The organism is Pedobacter ginsenosidimutans (genome assembly GCF_001442625.1).
GTDB classification, from domain to species: Bacteria; Bacteroidota; Bacteroidia; order Sphingobacteriales; family Sphingobacteriaceae; genus Pedobacter; species Pedobacter ginsenosidimutans.
Genome location: NZ_LMZQ01000001.1, coordinates 245,042 through 262,297, shown reverse-complemented (window position 1 = coordinate 262,297; position 17,256 = coordinate 245,042). Strand labels below are relative to the sequence as shown.

The 17,256-nt window shown below is 38.8% G+C and carries 14 protein-coding genes; 10 read left to right on the top strand and 4 right to left on the bottom strand.

Annotated elements, in window-relative coordinates; all coding sequences use genetic code 11:
* Positions 1–5 precede the first annotated feature (5 nt).
* The 5 genes from ASU31_RS00985 to ASU31_RS00965 all read left to right on the top strand — a co-directional run bounded on the left by ASU31_RS00985 (position 6) and on the right by ASU31_RS00965 (position 6,476).
* Positions 6–1,616: a RagB/SusD family nutrient uptake outer membrane protein gene (locus ASU31_RS00985; RefSeq protein WP_057930530.1), complete on the top strand. Its 1,611-nt coding sequence runs from the start codon at positions 6–8 to the stop codon at positions 1,614–1,616.
* Positions 1,617–1,654: 38 nt separating this feature from the next.
* Positions 1,655–2,851 carry a hypothetical protein gene (locus ASU31_RS00980; protein ID WP_057930529.1) on the top strand — a complete coding sequence of 399 codons (1,197 nt, stop codon included), beginning with the start codon at positions 1,655–1,657 and terminating at the stop codon, positions 2,849–2,851.
* Between the two features lie 80 nt (positions 2,852–2,931).
* Positions 2,932–4,239 carry a glycoside hydrolase 5 family protein gene (locus tag ASU31_RS00975; protein ID WP_083505226.1) on the top strand — a complete coding sequence of 436 codons (1,308 nt, stop codon included), beginning with the start codon at positions 2,932–2,934 and terminating at the stop codon, positions 4,237–4,239.
* Positions 4,240–4,264: 25 nt separating this feature from the next.
* Complete coding sequence (locus ASU31_RS00970; RefSeq protein WP_057930528.1) at positions 4,265–5,494, top strand: glycoside hydrolase family 26 protein; 1,230 nt, start codon at positions 4,265–4,267, stop codon at positions 5,492–5,494.
* Positions 5,495–5,501: 7 nt separating this feature from the next.
* On the top strand, positions 5,502–6,476 hold the full coding sequence (locus ASU31_RS00965) for a glycoside hydrolase family 5 protein (RefSeq protein WP_057930527.1): 975 nt from the start codon (positions 5,502–5,504) through the stop codon (positions 6,474–6,476).
* Between the two features lie 16 nt (positions 6,477–6,492).
* Here ASU31_RS00965 and ASU31_RS00960 read toward each other — a convergent pair whose 3' ends face one another.
* Complete coding sequence (locus ASU31_RS00960; RefSeq protein WP_057930526.1) at positions 6,493–7,368, bottom strand: helix-turn-helix domain-containing protein; 876 nt, start codon at positions 7,366–7,368, stop codon at positions 6,493–6,495.
* Between the two features lie 216 nt (positions 7,369–7,584).
* Here ASU31_RS00960 and ASU31_RS00955 point away from each other — a divergent pair, with 216 nt between their 5' ends.
* The 5 genes from ASU31_RS00955 to ASU31_RS00935 all read left to right on the top strand — a co-directional run bounded on the left by ASU31_RS00955 (position 7,585) and on the right by ASU31_RS00935 (position 14,508).
* A complete protein-coding gene (locus ASU31_RS00955) occupies positions 7,585–8,706 on the top strand; it encodes a glycoside hydrolase family 26 protein (RefSeq protein WP_057930525.1) in 1,122 nt (373 codons plus the stop codon).
* A gap of 71 nt (positions 8,707–8,777) precedes the next feature.
* Complete coding sequence (locus ASU31_RS00950) at positions 8,778–10,604, top strand: sodium:solute symporter family protein (protein ID WP_057930524.1); 1,827 nt, start codon at positions 8,778–8,780, stop codon at positions 10,602–10,604.
* 20 nt (positions 10,605–10,624) lie between these two features.
* Positions 10,625–11,803: a glycoside hydrolase family 130 protein gene (locus ASU31_RS00945; RefSeq protein WP_057930523.1), complete on the top strand. Its 1,179-nt coding sequence runs from the start codon at positions 10,625–10,627 to the stop codon at positions 11,801–11,803.
* Between the two features lie 7 nt (positions 11,804–11,810).
* The gene (locus tag ASU31_RS00940) at positions 11,811–13,010 is read left to right on the top strand and encodes an AGE family epimerase/isomerase (protein WP_057930522.1); all 1,200 of its coding nucleotides are present in this window, start codon (positions 11,811–11,813) and stop codon (positions 13,008–13,010) included.
* A gap of 673 nt (positions 13,011–13,683) precedes the next feature.
* Positions 13,684–14,508: a hypothetical protein gene (locus ASU31_RS00935; protein WP_057930521.1), complete on the top strand. Its 825-nt coding sequence runs from the start codon at positions 13,684–13,686 to the stop codon at positions 14,506–14,508.
* 362 nt (positions 14,509–14,870) lie between these two features.
* On the opposite strand, the gene ASU31_RS27355 is transcribed toward ASU31_RS00935, so the two are convergent.
* From ASU31_RS27355 to ASU31_RS00925, 3 genes are all read right to left on the bottom strand, one after another.
* Positions 14,871–15,038: a hypothetical protein gene (locus tag ASU31_RS27355; RefSeq protein ID WP_157257889.1), complete on the bottom strand. Its 168-nt coding sequence runs from the start codon at positions 15,036–15,038 to the stop codon at positions 14,871–14,873.
* Positions 15,039–15,050: 12 nt separating this feature from the next.
* A complete protein-coding gene (locus tag ASU31_RS00930; protein ID WP_057930520.1) occupies positions 15,051–16,007 on the bottom strand; it encodes a hypothetical protein in 957 nt (318 codons plus the stop codon).
* Positions 16,008–16,272: 265 nt separating this feature from the next.
* A complete protein-coding gene (locus ASU31_RS00925) occupies positions 16,273–17,238 on the bottom strand; it encodes a HEPN domain-containing protein (RefSeq protein ID WP_057930519.1) in 966 nt (321 codons plus the stop codon).
* Between the last annotated feature and the right edge of the window lie 18 nt (positions 17,239–17,256).

The following is a 17,256-nucleotide window of genomic DNA, read 5'->3' as shown; positions in this document are numbered from 1 at the left end:
TCGATATGAAACGATATATAAAACAGATCATAGCAATGGCAACCCTAGTATCTTTATCTACAACAGGTTGTAAGAAAGAATTTTTTAACCGGCCACCGGAAGATCAATATACCGTTGGCGGGTATTATACCACAGCGGCCCAGGTTCAGTCCAGTACAAACGCACTTTATGCCGCGCCATGGTTTGGCTGGAACACAAAAGTAAGCTGGGCAATAACCGAAATGGCAAGCGGTAACGGAAGAAGTGGTTCGGATGATGTGAAGGCCTTTGGAAACTTTTCAGTTTCAAACGGTAACTTTGAATTAAGTGCGGCCTGGAACTCATTGTTTACCGTGGTTGCACAGTCTAACGCCGTAATCTACAATCTTCCAACGGTTCCTGCCTCAGTTCCTGTTTCGGTTGTAAACAATGCGCTGGGCGAAGCACATGTATTAAGGGCGCTGGCCTATTTTCATCTGGTTAGGATTTTTGGAAATGTTCCGATTATCGAAAATCCGCTTGATTTCGTAGGTAGTCCATCAACAATCCGTACAAATCCGGTAACAGATGTTTATAAGTTCATTATCAACGATCTGAAATTTGGTGAAGCGAACTGTACGCCCAATGTTGCGGGTAGCGGTCATGTTTCCAGTGGCTCGGCATCTGCATTGATGGCAAAAGTTTACCTGTATATGCAGGATTATGCAAATGCAAAGGCCCAGGCAGAAAAAGTGATCAACAGCCATGAGTTTGGTCTGTTTGGCGTAGACGTTGCGGGCAGAACTTATGCTGATCTTTTCAAGATTGCCAACAACAATAATAAAGAATCTATCATCGCTCTACAGTGGCTGTCAAATGGTGGTTATGGTTTTGGAAATGGAATGCAGGCTTCGTTAGCCTATAGTTCTGCCATTACACAGACCGGCGATGGTTATGGTGTGCTGGCTCCAACTTTTGACCTGATTGATGCCTACTCTTCAAATGATCAGAGAAGAAAAGCAACCATTATGCTGCCTGGCGATTATTATCCCGAACTGAATCAGGCCGGTGGCGGTTACACCCTTCCCGCAAATGCAGGTTCTCAGGGTACACATGCACAGATCAAAAAATATGTAACCGGTTCACCAGCAGATAATGGGGGTAAAAGTGCTTTCCAGTCTACCGGTATGAATACTTATATGCTGCGTTTAGCAGATATGTACCTAATTGCTGCGGAAGCAATTTTGGGCGCATCTGTAGGAAGCAGTCCAACAGGTTTGCCCTTAACAGCCAGTACAAGTGATGTAACGGCTGTTAAATACCTCAATACCATCAGGCAACGCGCAGGTTTAGGCGTTGTATCATCATTTACCTTTCAGGATCTGCTAAAAGAGCGCAGGCTTGAATTTGCAATCGAAGGCGATTACTGGTTTGATTTATGCCGTATTGATGGCTTTAATGTAACCAGCCATCCTAAAGCAATTGCAATTATTAAAGCACAAGATAGGGGCGATTCAAGCAATGACACGCCTCCTGTTAGATATGGAAACGGATATTTTACACCTGTCGACGCAAATTTCCTGTTGCCTTACCCGGCTACTGAAGTTGCCAACGATCCGGCTTTAGCCCTTCCGCCGGTACCTTACACTTTTAAATAAAATATGGTTTTGGGGTATCACATTTAAAAAGAAAAGAAATGAAAATATTAATGAATAAAAAAAGCATAATCCCGTTTCTGTTATCTGTATTGGTAGCTTTGGGGATCGCATCTTGTAAGAAAGATGATGCAGAAGGCGGAAAGGGTGCGCCAACCATTACTAGGGTACGTACCATCAGTAAATCTTACATCGATAGTAAATTAACAACAACCATCACCACTTACGATGCGAATGGAAAAGCGACATCAGTTACCTTTCCGAATACTACGCCTCAAGTTGTTGCAATGGATTCGACAACAACCGATGGGAATCTGCAGAATATGTACGCCATTATAGGTACGAATTTAGCAAGTGTTACCACGGTTTCGTTTAATGGGCTTTCTGTATATTTTAATAAAGCCCTGGGCTCAGACAGTACAATTTTGGTGGGTATTCCAAAAAACACCCCTGCTGGGCCAACCCAAAGTAATACTTTGTCAGTTACAACCCTTTACGGAAAGGTGGATTATAAATTTTCGATATTACTTCCTCCACCAACGGTTACAGAAGCTTCTAACTATAATTTTTCTGCTAACGCTGAAATTACTTTAACCGGTATCGGGCTTGCCAGTGTTACCGATATTCAACTGGGCACCTCCACTGCTAAAGCAACAATTTTAACTAAAAACGATACCGAATTAACGCTTAAAATGCCAAGCTCTGCGCTCACTTCTACAACCTTACTGCTAACTTATCCAGGAGGACAGGTTGCACCAAAGCAGGTTTATGTTAATCTCGATCAGGCCTATAAGTTCTTTACTGAAGATTATGGTACAAATTGGAGTGGCAATTTTTGGGGAAGTGGTGAAGTATCTTCAGCAGCGGCAAAATCAGGTGTAAAATCACTAAAGCTTAATTATGCAAAAGGTAACTGGAGTGCTAATGGTGTGGCCAACTGGAATGTGGGGTTGCCTAGTACCGGAGGCTATAACTACTTATCTTTCTACATCAAGGGCGGTTCTCAGGATTATACTTTATATATCACTGGTGATAAACGTGCCGGAGGTTATGGAAACGGAGACCAGTCTGCACCGATAACGGTTAAAGCAAATGTTTGGAACTACTATAAAATTCCACTTTCTACATTAGGGCTTTGGGCTACAGGATCGCCTTCAAATGCTTTGGGTTTCTGGATTAAAGGACCCGATGCGCAGGATGAAAGCTTTTATATTGATGATTGGATTCTTGTAAAATAAAACTAAAATAACTTTAACCCGGCCCGTCATAAAACAGGAGTGATGTGCCGGGTTTTTTATGCCCTGAAATAAAAAAGAATATGGATTTTTTTCAAAAAAGAATGTTTAGGATTATTTTGTTATTTACGCTGATACTTTCCTTTTCAGCTTCAAATGCTCAGAAATCAGCCTTTGTTAAATCGCTTGGCCACCAGTTTGTAATTAATGGAGCACCTTACTATTATGTTGGTGCAAACTACTGGTATGGCGGATTACTGGCTTTACAAAAGGACACTATTAAAGGCAAACAGAGATTGATCAGTGAACTTGATTTTTTGAAATCGCAGGGTGTAAATAACCTCCGTATTCTGGTTGGCTCAGAGGGCGAAGGAAAAATTAATGGGGTTGATCGTGTTAAACCCGCATTGCAGGCCCAGCATCTGGTTTTTAATGCTGAACTTTTAAAAGGATTGGATTTTTTATTGGTAGAAATGGCAAAACGCAAGATGTATGCTGTTTTGTTTTTAAGCAATAACTGGGAGTGGAGCGGCGGTTTTCTCCAATACCTGAACTGGAACGGCCAGATTGATAATGAAACGCTAAAACGAAAGTTAAATTGGGATGAGCAGCGCGATTATACGAGTAAGTTTTATAGTTGCGAAGCCTGTAAAAGCGATTATCAAAAGCAGTTAAAATTTATACTCGGGCACAAAAATACTTACTCAGGTAAAAAATATGTTAATGAGCCTGCTATTATGGCCTGGGAGCTTGCAAATGAGCCCCGCCCAATGCGGACTGATGCTATTGATAATTATAAACAATGGATTTCTACCACTGCCAATTTTATTAAATCAATTGATAAGAACCATCTTGTTACTATAGGCACCGAAGGTTTTATGGGGACTGATGAGAATTGGGATTTGTTTAAGGAGATTCACGCAAATAAAAGTATTGATTATCTAACTATCCACATCTGGCCTAAAAACTGGGGTTGGTTTAAAGATGCACCCACGGCTGAAAACCTACCTTTGGTTATTGAAAAAACAGCTACTTACATTAATAGGCATGAAAGCATTGCCCGGCAATTAAATAAACCGCTTGTAATTGAGGAGTTTGGCCTGCCAAGAGATGGGCATGCTTTTGATCCATCATCAACGACCAAATTGCGGGATGAATATTTCGGAAATATTTTCGCATTGTGGGCAGATAGCCGGAAGAATAAAGGTGCAATTGCGGGCTGTAATTTTTGGGCATTTGGAGGAACATCAAGACCTATACCAGGACAGTTGTTCTGGAAAGACGGCGATGAATTCTCTGGCGATCCCCCGCAGGAAGAGCAAGGGTTAAATGCTGTTTTCGATTCGGATAAATCTACCTGGAAAACTGTACAAACCTATTTGAAAAAGTAATCCAGCCCCCATAAACCAACTATTCATGAACCTAAAAAATATATGCTTCGGAGTTGCAATGGCTGCTATTGCATTCTTTTCCTGTAAAAAGAATGGAGAAGAGACCGTTGAAAACCCAACTGTAGTCCCTGTTTTGCCAGTTACCACTGCAACGGATTTACCAGCGGTTAAAACCTGGTTGGTAGATAAAAATGCAACAGACGAAACCGCTTCCCTTTTCTATAACCTGAAACAGATTGCAAAAAACAATATTCTTTTTGGTCATCAGGACGATACGAAAAGAGGGGTAACAGGTGCGGCATCGCAATGGGCTAACGAGCAGCAGTTTTCGGAGATTTCTTCCACGCAAAGTGATGTTAAAACGGTTACAGGTGTTTATCCTGCAGTTTATGGTCACGATTTTATCCATATGACAAATTTTGCAGCGGGTGCCTGGTTCGATTACGAAAAATCGATTGCCCGCACCCTCACCATCGAGGCTTACAACCGTGGAGGAATAAATACCTATTGCTGGCATTATGCAAACCCGGTTTCAAAGGGCGGGTTTTATTGGTCAGATTCTCCGGTTGCGGCAGTTAACCAGGTTTTGCCCGGCGGATCGGCAAACGAAACTTTTAAGGCTTCGTTAAAAATTGTAGCAGATTATGCCAAAACCCTTATTGGTGCAGATGGGAAACTGATTCCCGTTATTTTTCGCCCTTTTCATGAAATGGATGGCAGCTGGTTCTGGTGGGGAAATGGACATTGCTCAGCCGCAGAATATATTGCCATGTATCAGTACACGGTTAAATACCTTCGGGACGATTTGGGAGTAAGGAATTTTCTTTATGCATGGTCTCCAGACCGGAATTTTAATTCCCAAACCCAGTATCTAACTTATTTTCCTGGAGATGAATACGTAGATTTGGTGGGTACCGATAATTATGAAGATATGAAAGCAGGTGTTTCGCCAGATATTGCAGCGTCAAAATTTAAAATCGTTTCCGATTACGCAAAGGCACATAATAAATTAGCAGCACTGACAGAAACTGGTCTGCAAAACTTAACCAAAACAGATTGGTTTACGCAGCAACTGCTAAAATCCCTGAAAAATCAGCACCTGGAATTTGCTTATGTGCTGCTTTGGGCAAATACCAAAGATGCCTATTGGACACCCTATACCGGGCATCCTGCGGCTAGTGATTTTATGGCTTTTAAAAATGATGGTTTTGTGCTTTTTGCCGATAAAATGCCTTCAGTGTACCGTATTAAATAGATTCCTTATGAAAAAAGTTGTGTTGCTTTCAGTATTTGTCTTTTTCGCTATCGCCTCCTTTGCCCAAAATGTAAACTGGGTGGAGCGCAACGGCGCATTAAAAGTTGTTGATGGGAAAATTTTAAACAGTAAAAATATCCAGCCGCAACTTCGTGGCATAAGTTTATCATGGAGCATTTGGGAAGGAAAAAAATATTATAACCAGGATGTTGTAAACTGGCTTCAATCTGATTTTAATATTAGTTTATTGCGCGTTTCAATGGCGGTACAGCCAGATGGCGGTTATCTGCAGAATCCGGTAGAGCAGGAAGAGCTGGTAACCAGAACAATCGATGCTGCGGTTAAGAAAAATCTGTATGTGCTGATTGATTGGCACGATCACCATGCAAACGAACATCTGGATCAGTCAAAAATGTTTTTTGCAAAAATGGCTAAAAGATATGCTGGCAAACCCAATATCATTTATGAGATATTTAATGAGCCAGAAAAAATAACATGGCAGGCTGTTAAAGATTATGCGGTACAGGTGATTGCCGAAATCAGAAAATACGATACCGAAAACATAATTGTTGTAGGTAGTCCGCATTGGGATCAGGACATTGATGTAGCGGCCAAAGATCCAATTAAAGGATTCAGCAACATTGCTTATTCATTTCATTTTTACGCTTCAGAACCAAGCCATCAAGAAATTTTAATGAAGCGGGCCGATGAGGCTATTTCTTCAGGTCTGCCAGTTTTTGTAACAGAGTGGGGCGTTGGAGAGGCCAATGGCGACGGTAAGTTTGATGTTGAAAAAACGGATAAATGGTTTTCCTGGATGGAGGAAAATAAATTGAGCTGGGCAAACTGGAATATTACCGATAAAAAAGAAACCACTGCTCTGCTGGTACCTGGAGCATCTCCGAAAGGGAAATGGAAGCCTGAAATGCTCACGCCAGCAGGAAAATATATTAAGAAGCAACTCAGGAAACTGAATAAATAATATCAGGCTGCCCGATTTAAATAAATACCCTTGTTCCTGAAAAATTCTCTCTAAATTCTTTGGGGGTGCAGTGTTTCTTTTTCTTGAATAGTCGGTTAAAGTTCGAAATGTTGTTAAATCCACAATTGTAAGAAATCTCTGCTACTGAATGTGTAGTTTCGATAAGCATGCGGGTAGCATGACCCAGACGAATTTCATTCAGGCTATCAATAAAGGTATTTCCCGTCCGTTTTTTAATAAACCGGCTGAAAGAAATCTCTGCCATGCTAACCAGTTTGGCTAAATCTTTCAGGGTAATGGGCTTATCAAAATTGGCATTCATAAATTCGAAAGCCTTATCAATCCTTCTACTGTTGTAATTTAATACCTGGTCGTTGTTAAAAGTAGCATCTGATAACACCCGCATACTTTTCGAGGTAGATAAATCATGAAGGATACTCATCAGTTCAAGAACAGAATCAAAACCCTGCAGCTGGTTTATATCCAAAATACGTTTGTAAACCTTTTCAATGGTTTCACGGGGGAACAGAATACCCCTAACCGAGCGTTCGAACATTTTACGGATAAAACTTAGCTGGTTCCTGCGCAGCATTTTGTCATCAAAAAGGTCTTTGTGCCACTGGATCGTAACTTCGGTAATTTCTTCGCTTTTGCAATTGTGGGTAGTCCAAACATGGGAAAGATTAGGGCCAACAAGTACCAGTTCCATATCTGTAATTTCTTCAATATTATCGCCAACAATCCGTTTGGCACCCGGTGCATTCAAAATTAAATTAAGTTCAAATTCTTCATGGAAATGGAGCGGGAAATCAAAATCCTGTTTTACCCTGGAAAATATAGTGAAACAATCGTTCTGGGTAAGGGGGGTAATTTCTTTAATGATGTTATTCATAACTTTTAGTTCTGAAAAAAATATTTTTAAGATAAAAGAACATTGATGCAATGTAATAAAAAAATATTTGTTTTTTTATATTTTGAGCCGTAATTGGAGGTGAAATAAGACGTATTATATATTGATTGGTTAAAATAGTATTATTGTTTATGTTAATTACATCGGTATTTTAGATAATTATTATGAGCGCCAAAATACTAGCCAAAATAGATTCGAATGATTAAAAAAATAGTCCCGTTGTTCTTGTTTTTTTGTATGCTTTTCGTTGCTGTTTTCGGGCAGTTAATAGATAGAAAAGCTACGCCCGAAACTAAAAACCTATATAAGAATTTAATCAGGCTTTCTGGTAAAAAAGTATTGTTTGGTCACCAGGATGATATGGCCTATGGTGTTGGTTGGAAATATCAGGAAGGCAGAAGCGATATCAAGGATCTAACTGGAGAATATCCAGCTGTTTTTGGCTGGGATGTCTCGGGACTGGAGACGGGTAAAGCGCAGAATATTGATGGTGTTCCCTTTGAAAAAATGCGGGGGTACATCAAAAAAGCTTATGACATGGGCGCAATAAATACCCTGAGCTGGCATATGGATAATCCCTTTAACGGAAAAACTTCGTGGGATACCGTTTCAGTAGCCGTTAGATCGATTCTTCCAAAAGGGGAAAAGCATATGCTTTATAAAAGCTGGTTAGACAGGTTTTCTGTATTTGCAAACTCATTGAAAGGAACTGACGGAAAATTGATCCCTGTTTTATTCAGGCCATTCCATGAAAATGGTGGCGGCTGGTTCTGGTGGGGTAAAAAATCCTGCAGCCCTCAGGAATATGAAGCGTTGTGGCAGTTTACTGTTCAGTATTTAAGGGATAAAAAGCATCTGCACAATCTGATTTATGTGTTTAATCCATGTGATTTTAGAACCGAAGAACAGTATCTGGAGCGCTATCCAGGCAATAATTTTGTTGATGTACTCAGTTTTGATTACTATCAGTATGGTGGGATAGAAAAAGGTGTGTTATTTAAGCAAGATGTTTCCACCTGCCTGGCCATCCAGAACAAGATTGCTAAAAAGACTAGAAAATTAAGTGCACTTGCTGAAACAGGTTTTGTGGAAATTCCTGATGCGGTTTGGTGGACAGGTGTTTTTTCTAAGGCAATTGAGGATAATAAACCATCCTACGTGCTATTCTGGCGAAATGCAGGCTATCGCGAAAAAGAAAAAGACAACCATTATTATGCGCCCTATCCCGGGCAGGTTTCCGCGCCAGATTTCCTGGGGTTTTTAAAGGGTAATAATATTCTTCTTCAAAAGGGGCTAAGAAGATATTCAATCTATAAATAGCGTGGGTAGGAAATCATTTCATTAATATTATAACACAAATAACCATATACAACAGTGCAATAACCAAATAAATGAAATTACAATTAATAGATGTCTTAATCATTATCCTCTACCTCGCCACAATGATTTTTATTGGCTTTTGGTACCGGAAGAAGGCAAAACAGAATAAAGAAAGTTACATGATGGGCGGTAAATCACTGCCTTGGTATAAACTCGGCTTGAGTGATGCATCAGATATGTTCGATATAAGTGGAACCATGTGGATGGTGGCATTATGTTTTGTTTATGGCTTAAAAAGCATTTGGATTCCCTGGCTCTGGCCGGTATTCAATCAGGTTTTTATGATGATGTTCTTAAGTAAATGGTTGCGTAGAAGCAATGCAAATACGGGTGCAGAATGGCTGCAAACACGGTTTGGCTCAATAGGTAAAGGAGTAAAAAGTTCTCATATTGTTGTAATTGCATTTGCATTGATCAGCTGTTTTGGGTTTTTGGCCTATGGTTTTATCGGACTGGGCAAATTCATGGAAATTTTCATCCCATGGGATTATGTAAAAGGCTATGTCCCCTTTGATATCCCCACCAGGTATGTTCCCCATTTCTATGGAATCGTATTTACACTTTTCGCTATGTTTTATTCCATTTTAGGAGGTATGCACAGTATCGTTCTGGGTGATATGATCAAATATGCTTTTATGACGGTTGGCTGTCTGGCAATTGCCGTTATCGCCATGAACCATCTCCACGGACAGACTTTAAATGTTCCCAAAGGCTGGGACGATCCGTTTTTTAGCTGGAAACTGGATCTGGACTGGAGTAAAATTGCCGCCGATGCCAATAAAAAAATTGCCGATGACGGTTTCAGCCTGTTCGGGATTTTCTTTGGAATGATGCTTTTGAAAGGTGTTTTTGCCTCTTTGGCGGGCCCGGCGCCAAACTACGACATGCAGAAGGTGCTCAGTACCAGAAGCCCCAAAGAGGCAAGTAAAATGACCGGCTTTGTAAGCATAATATTATTGCCCATCCGCTACTCCATGGTAATCGGTTTAACCGTGCTCGCGCTTTTATATTACAACCAGATTTATTTAAAAGGGCCGGACGGGGTTACAGACTTTGAAAGGATTTTACCCGCAACAATCAACAATTTTTTACCGGTCGGGATTTTAGGTATTGTACTTACAGGATTGTTAGGCGCATTTATGGGTACTTTCAGCGGAACGCTTAATGCTGCCCAGGCTTATATCGTTAATGATATTTATTTAAAATACATCAATCCAAAAGCCAGTACAAAGAAGGTCATCAACATGAATTATATCGTTGGTATAATAGTGGTAACAATAGGGGTAGTTCTGGGCTTTTTCGCCAACAATGTAAACGATATCCTTCAATGGATCGTCGGTGGCCTGTACGGTGGTTATGTAGCTGCCAACTGCCTGAAATGGTATTGGTGGCGGTTTAATGCCAATGGTTTTTTCTGGGGAATGGCTGTTGGGATAGCGGCTGCACTGGCAATGCCCTATGTTACCCACGGTCTGCCACTTTACTGGTGGCCATTACTGTTTGTACTTTCTATGATCGGCTGTATCGTGGGTACTTACGCTGCTCCTCCAACAGATGAAACGGTCTTAAAATCATTCTACAAAACCGTAAGGCCATGGGGGTTTTGGAAACCCGTCCATGAACTTGTTGTTGCTGAAGACCCAACTTTTCAGGGGAATAAAAGATTTAAGCTCGATATGTTCAATGTACTGCTAGGGATAATTGCCCAGCTGTGTTTAACCATTCTGCCAATGTATTTTATATTGAGTATGCACACACCGCTGTTTATCACCGTTGCTGTTTTAGCTGTAATCGTATTGATCCTGAAAAGAACCTGGTGGAATAAATTAGAAGATTAAAAAAATAATAGCATATTTTTATGATAGATTTTGAGAAAAGAAAAAAGCAGTTAGAAGAAGAACACAAAAAAATAGTTGCGCTTAAAAATAAGAAGCTGGCTTTGGGGAATGGGATTTTCGATAGGTATGAAAACCCTATTTTAACTGCTGCACATGTACCATTAAATTGGAAATACGATTTCAATTCACAGACCAACCCTTATTTATTGGAGCGGATCGGTATAAATGCAACTTTTAATGCTGGTGCGATTAAGTTTAACAACAAGTATATCTTAATTGTAAGGGTAGAGGGGGCCGACCGGAAATCGTTTTTTGCCGTGGCGGAAAGTGACAACGGAATAGATAATTTTAATTTCTGGGAGGAGCCTGTAACGCTTCCGGAAGGGGATAACCCTGATACCAATGTTTACGATATGCGCATTGTTGCGCATGAAGATGGTTGGATGTACGGTCTGTTCTGTACGGAAAGAAAAGATCCTAATGCGCCTGTATACGACCAATCGATGGCGGTAGCGCAATGTGGAATTGTTCGCACTAAAGATTTAAAGACCTGGGAACGTTTGGCCGACCTGAAAACCCCCTCACCACAACAGCGGAACGTAGTATTGCATCCAGAGTTTGTTGATGGACAATATGCTTTTTATACACGTCCGCAGGATGGCTTTATTGAAAGCGGTACCGGTGGCGGAATCGGGTTCGGATTAAGTGCTTCAATTGAAAATGCGGTTATTGAAAAGGAACTGATTGTCGACAATAAAAACTACCACACCGTTTACGAAGCTAAAAATGGAATGGGACCAGAGCCGATCAAAACAGAATATGGCTGGTTGTTTTTGGCCCATGGAGTGAGAAATACAGCCGCAGGTTTACGTTATGTGCTATACATGTTTATGACCGATCTAAAGGATCTGACTAAGGTGATCTATAAACCTGCAGGTTATTTTTTGGCTCCTGAAGGCGAAGAACGTATCGGGGATGTTTCTAACGTGGTTTTTAGCAACGGCTGGATTTTGGATGAGCAGGGAACAGTGTTTATCTATTACGCCTCATCAGATACAAGGATGCATGTTGCAACCAGTACACTTGATATATTGGTAGATTATGTGATAAACACACCAGCAGATGGATTGCGCTCAGCTGCCACGGTTGATCGGATTTTGGGTAATATTGAAAAAAATAAAGTGGGTTCTGTAATTTAGGCATAAATTGAGGTCGGATTTAATAAAATATAAAGAGGAATTAAGCCTGGAACTGGAAAATATTCTGAGCTATTGGAAGAACTTTACTGTTGATGAAGTTAACGGAGGCTTTGTAGGTAAGATTGATAATAATAACAATATTGATTATTCCGCTCCAAAAGGGAGTGTTTTAAATGCTAGGATCCTATGGTCGTTTTCTGCTGCTTACAATCTAAATGCAGATCGTGGATATCTGGAAATGGCAGATAGGGCTTTTCAATATATAAATGACTATTTTATCGATAAAGAATTTGGAGGTGTTTATTGGCTGCTCGATGCTAAGGGTACTCCTGTTGATACCAAAAAGCAGGTTTATGCTATAGCTTTTACCATTTATGCTTTTAGTGAGTATTTTAGCGCAACCAAGAACCCCTTTGCAAAAGAAAAGGCTATCGAGCTATACAATGGCTTAATCAAACATAGTTATGATATTGAAAGAGGAGGGTATCTTGAGGCCTTCAACCGCGAATGGAATTCTTTAGATGATTTAAGGCTTAGTGAGAAGGACGCGAACGAAAAAAAGACGATGAATACGCATCTCCATGTTCTGGAGGCTTTTACAACGCTTTATCGGATCTGGCCGAATGAAAACTTAAGAAGTAAAATTATTGAGCTTGTGCACTGCTTTACCACGCAGATAATCAATAAGGAAACGGGGAGCCTGATTTTGTTTTTTGATGAGAACTGGGAAGCCAAATCAGATATAGTTTCTTATGGACACGACATAGAAGCCGCCTGGTTACTGCTGGAAGCTGCAGAAGCTGTTCACGATGAGGCGCTGACGGGCATGGTAAAAACAGTTTCGGTGAAGATGGCCGAAGCTGCCAAGAATGGCCTTGACGCTGATGGAGGACTGTGGTATGAATATGAGCCTTCCAGGAATCATCTTGTCAGGGAAAAGCACTGGTGGGTACAGGCAGAGGCTATGGTTGGGTTTTTTAATGCATGGCAGTTATCAACAGATGAAAGCTTTCTGGAGATCAGTCTGAAAAATTGGGAGTCTGTGAAACGTAAAATCATCAATTATCAAAAAGGAGAATGGTTTTGGGGTGTAAATGAACAGGATGAGGTTATGCAAGGTGAAGATAAGGTAGGTGTTTGGAAATGCCCTTATCATAATAGTAGGGCCTGTGTGGAGTTAATTAAAAGGATTGATTTATACCCCTAACGGCAGGATTATCCTTAAATAGTATTTCGATAAATTTTGTTCGTTTATGTTTTTCTATTTAAGAGATATTAATAAGGTGCTCAGTTCTTTTACTTTCAAAGGATATTGAACGGCCAGGCTGTGTTTTTCTCCGATGTCTTTTCTTCAATCATATAATTGAGGCTCTTAACCTGGTTTAAAATATATTTCGTGGTCGTTAGGATAAGTCTTAAGTTTTCAGATCGTCTGACTTTCTCAACCAACCTGAGCAGAGGTTCGGACGCTAAGGTGTTGTTAGTCGGCTGTTAATCTGTTTTCGCCGTTTGGGTTAACCCAAACAGGATCGAACTGTTAGTTGCTTTATTGTTAATGAAAAACAAGTTTATATTTGTTTTTTTATTTTCATGAGAAAATATCACAAAAAGAAAAAGCCTTGAATTTGAGCTCCTTTTAAAGAAAGGGTTCGAACTTCAAGGCTTTTTGCCGGGTTTTAGTAGCTCACGTTGGGCAATTCTCGAACTATTTTTTGGATGATTTACGTGAATTAGCTTTCTTAAACTATCAAACAAAATTTGAATATAGCTTTTTTAGATAACGATGTAAACGTTTGAAACCTCGTTTTATCGCAACCGCGTTATACAAAATCCGCAAGGTTATTTATATTCACAAAATATTTACCAAGCTCTTCGCCTTAATGAAAAAACTGTTAACATTGATTACCCTATTTATCCTGGCGCAAAACGCAACAGCACAAAAAAATGCGCTGAGAAAAATTGCTGATAGCATTAATGTAGAGGGGGAAATACTTTATCGTTCTGAATGGGCTTCAGGTCATAGTACACAGATTTTCAGCTTCGGTTATGGCGAGAAGAAGCGTTTATCTGGGGGATATTTTTCTTATGAGACAGAAAAAGAAATGACCACGATCTTTTTTTCTAAAAATGACGATCCGGTAGTGTTGGCGACAGTTAAGTTTGGCCATAAGTTAGACTCATCTAAATATAGTATAGACACCACAACAAGAAAATTTACCGGAGTTGAAAAAGACTTGCATGCCATCCGGTCAAAAGCTGCACAGGCTGTTTTAAACGACACGCTTTTTAAATTTTATGAAAATACCAGTTTAAATCTTGTCCCGATTATAAAAAATGGGGCAAAAAAAGTATATGTCATCACTGCGCAAACAGCACCGGATGAAGTGTTATTAGGAAATGATTACCTGATTAATTTTGACAGAGACAATAATATCATTAAAAAGACAAAGCTTCATAACAACCTTATTCCCCTGGGAACCGGTGGTATAGACACGATAGAAGCATCCTCACATCAACACTTAGGTGAAACAAGTCCTTATATTACCGCGACAGATATTTGTGCGTTTAAATTATGGAAGGCAAAGACCACTTGGGTGATCAGCTTCATTGTCTCGGCCGGATATGTATCTGTATGGCACTTTCGCGATGAATTTTTAGAAATTCTAACCCAGGCCGAATTCGAAAAAATAATTCAAAACAAATAGCGTAAGGTATTCACGCCTTTTAACCTCATTCTGGTCGTAGCGTCTCGCTAAGGCCCAAACAAAATCAATTTATAACAAAAAAAGCCCATCTTTCGATGAGCTTTTAATCAGTAGAGTCAATCTGCGGAAAATCGACCCTTTATAGGCATTGTGAAGCAATAGTAAATTTTGAAAAAGTGATTAAGAACAAGATTTGTAATACAAAAACTCACTAGCACAAGTCTTAGCGCATAGGACAATGGGCTGGATGAATGTGCACATCACGATGTTTAACTAATAAAATTTTCTTTTGAGATAATTTGATAATTTAACGAAACACAAAAGCAGAATCGTTAAATTCTGCTTTTGTGTTTTTCAGTAAACTATCTCTGGGGAGGACAATTTGCCTGACTATTTCTTTCTAATGTGGACTTAATTTTATTCATTAAGTCTTTTGTTTCGTTTCGCCTATCAGCATCAGCATGTTTGATTTTTACTGCAACCTGTTGCCAAACACTTTTTTCGTAGGCACTTTCTTTAAGGTTTTTCATGATGCAAAAATATTAAATTATGTTAGAGGGAACTAACTTATGTCCAGAAATCCATTCAAACCCTCTTTCTTCGTGGATAACTGCAAGTCGGATTAAACCACCAACTGTAGGTATTTTTTCAGTATAAACCTGTATGTCCATAACTATTTTTATCAATAATGCTGCCAAATCTAATGCTTCTTGAAGACTTAACTCTCTGAATTGAATAGAAAACATATCTTCAAGAACAGTATCCTTTAAAAATTCAAAGTCTCGAATCGATTCAATCAGCTTATCTTTTTGATCTCCTTCTAATTCTAAAACATCAACGACATGATTAATAAGTTCGTCTTTTACTGTGCCGATTTTTTTTACTAAAGATCCGAAAATTAATCGCTCAACAAAATTATTTTGTCCATCCGTAACAATTCCTAGGTGCGATTGTTCAGCAAATGTTATTAAATCCTCTGCTTCTGAATCAAAGTTGTCTTTATCAACAGCATCAATTTTAATAACGTAAATCTGCGGTGTATTAGTACTTAAGTTAAAATGAGAAAAGATAAGATCGGTTGGCGTTAAGTTATTGGTTTGTGCATGTTCAATTACTTCAGCCTTCAAGTAGCTACAAAATTCTGTTAAAATGGTTTCTAATTCTTTTGCATTATGAGCATCATTGTCAGTATCCATTGCTGTAGCTATAGATTTTACGATTTCCTTTATCTCTTTTCCATTAATATAGATAGCACCAGTAAATGTTATTGCTGAATATTTCGAAAATCGAAATAACTTATCTACATAATTTCTAGTATATGAAGGCTTCTTTTCAAATAGCTCAATTAACTCTTGGATTGGTATATTGTCTTTATCATCGGCCTCTGCGATGTAATCAAGAAAAGTTTTTTCATTTAGAGAATGTTCTAATGTGGTGCCAAATGAGTCGGCTACAATTGCGATGCCCTCTTTAGCTATAACACTTGCGATAAAAGTCATTTATAATGATTGAGTTAATTTGATATCGCAATATATATATTTTAACTCAAATTAGATTTTCGGAATTTAAATTATCTCTCTAATTTCTGCTAGGGTAATCTTCTATATTTTCGCCTTAATTAATTATGGTATTTGATCAAGCTTTCAACTCAATTAAATCAAGAAGCAACGGAATAAATAGGCTGTGATATGGATGGTGCGTTTATGCCGGAATTTCTTGAAATGTGTTGAGAAGAGAGGCTTATTTTCGTATCAGTAAGATTGATTAAAACCCTCTAGTGTTTAATTCTGCAAATAATCCTTCTTTTGATAGTTCAGATTTATTGCAATAATTTATAGCTTTTCTTACTTTTTCTGCTAAGTCTAGATAATCTTCCACTAGATTACCTTTGTGTTCACTACCATGAACAATGGCATTTCTTGCATTATATAACTTTTTCGTTCTGGTGTAATTTTCAATGAACTCATCCTTGTTTTTAGATAATATTATCGCTAAATGTCTTGCAATGGTATGAGCAATCTGTTCTTTTCCTTGATTAAATAAACTTTCTAGACAAGTCATCAATGTGATGAATCTAATTCTCCCATCAGGTAAATTATATACTATATTAAAGTTCTTTACAGCCAGTTCTGTTAATGAATTAGATTCAAAATTATGCTTAAGTGTTTTTGATAGCACATCTACTTCTACATCATTTAAAATATAGTCGCCAAAAGAACCTATTGAAACCTCAAATCGTCGAAATGATATTTGTCTGGTCTCTGATGTTATTTGAAAACTTTGAGAACAGAAGATTTCACCTGCTTTCAGCAATCTCAATTGTAAAAGCAAGTCAGAAACAAATGAATGAAAAGAAGTAAATGCATTCATCTCAATTGATGAATCGTAGAAACCTCCAGTCAATTCAAAATTCTCATTTTTTTTGAGGAGTATTATTTCTGGATATTCCATGTGCATAAACCTTAACCCAAAAACAGGATTGTGAATTAAAGCATGATGTAATTCATGTGATATCCCATGCTGCTCTCTTCCTATTATAATAGTTAGTTTGCGTTCTGTATTTTTCGGAATGTTAAGGATTTCAGAAAATTCTTTCTCAAATTCAGATGCCGTAACGCACATGAAAGAATATCCAAACTTTTCAATTATTGGATTTAATTTAAGGATTGATCTATCAGTATTCAGGATGTGAGCATATGACTCTATGTTATATTTCCCTCTGTTGATCATTACGTAAGAGTTTTAATT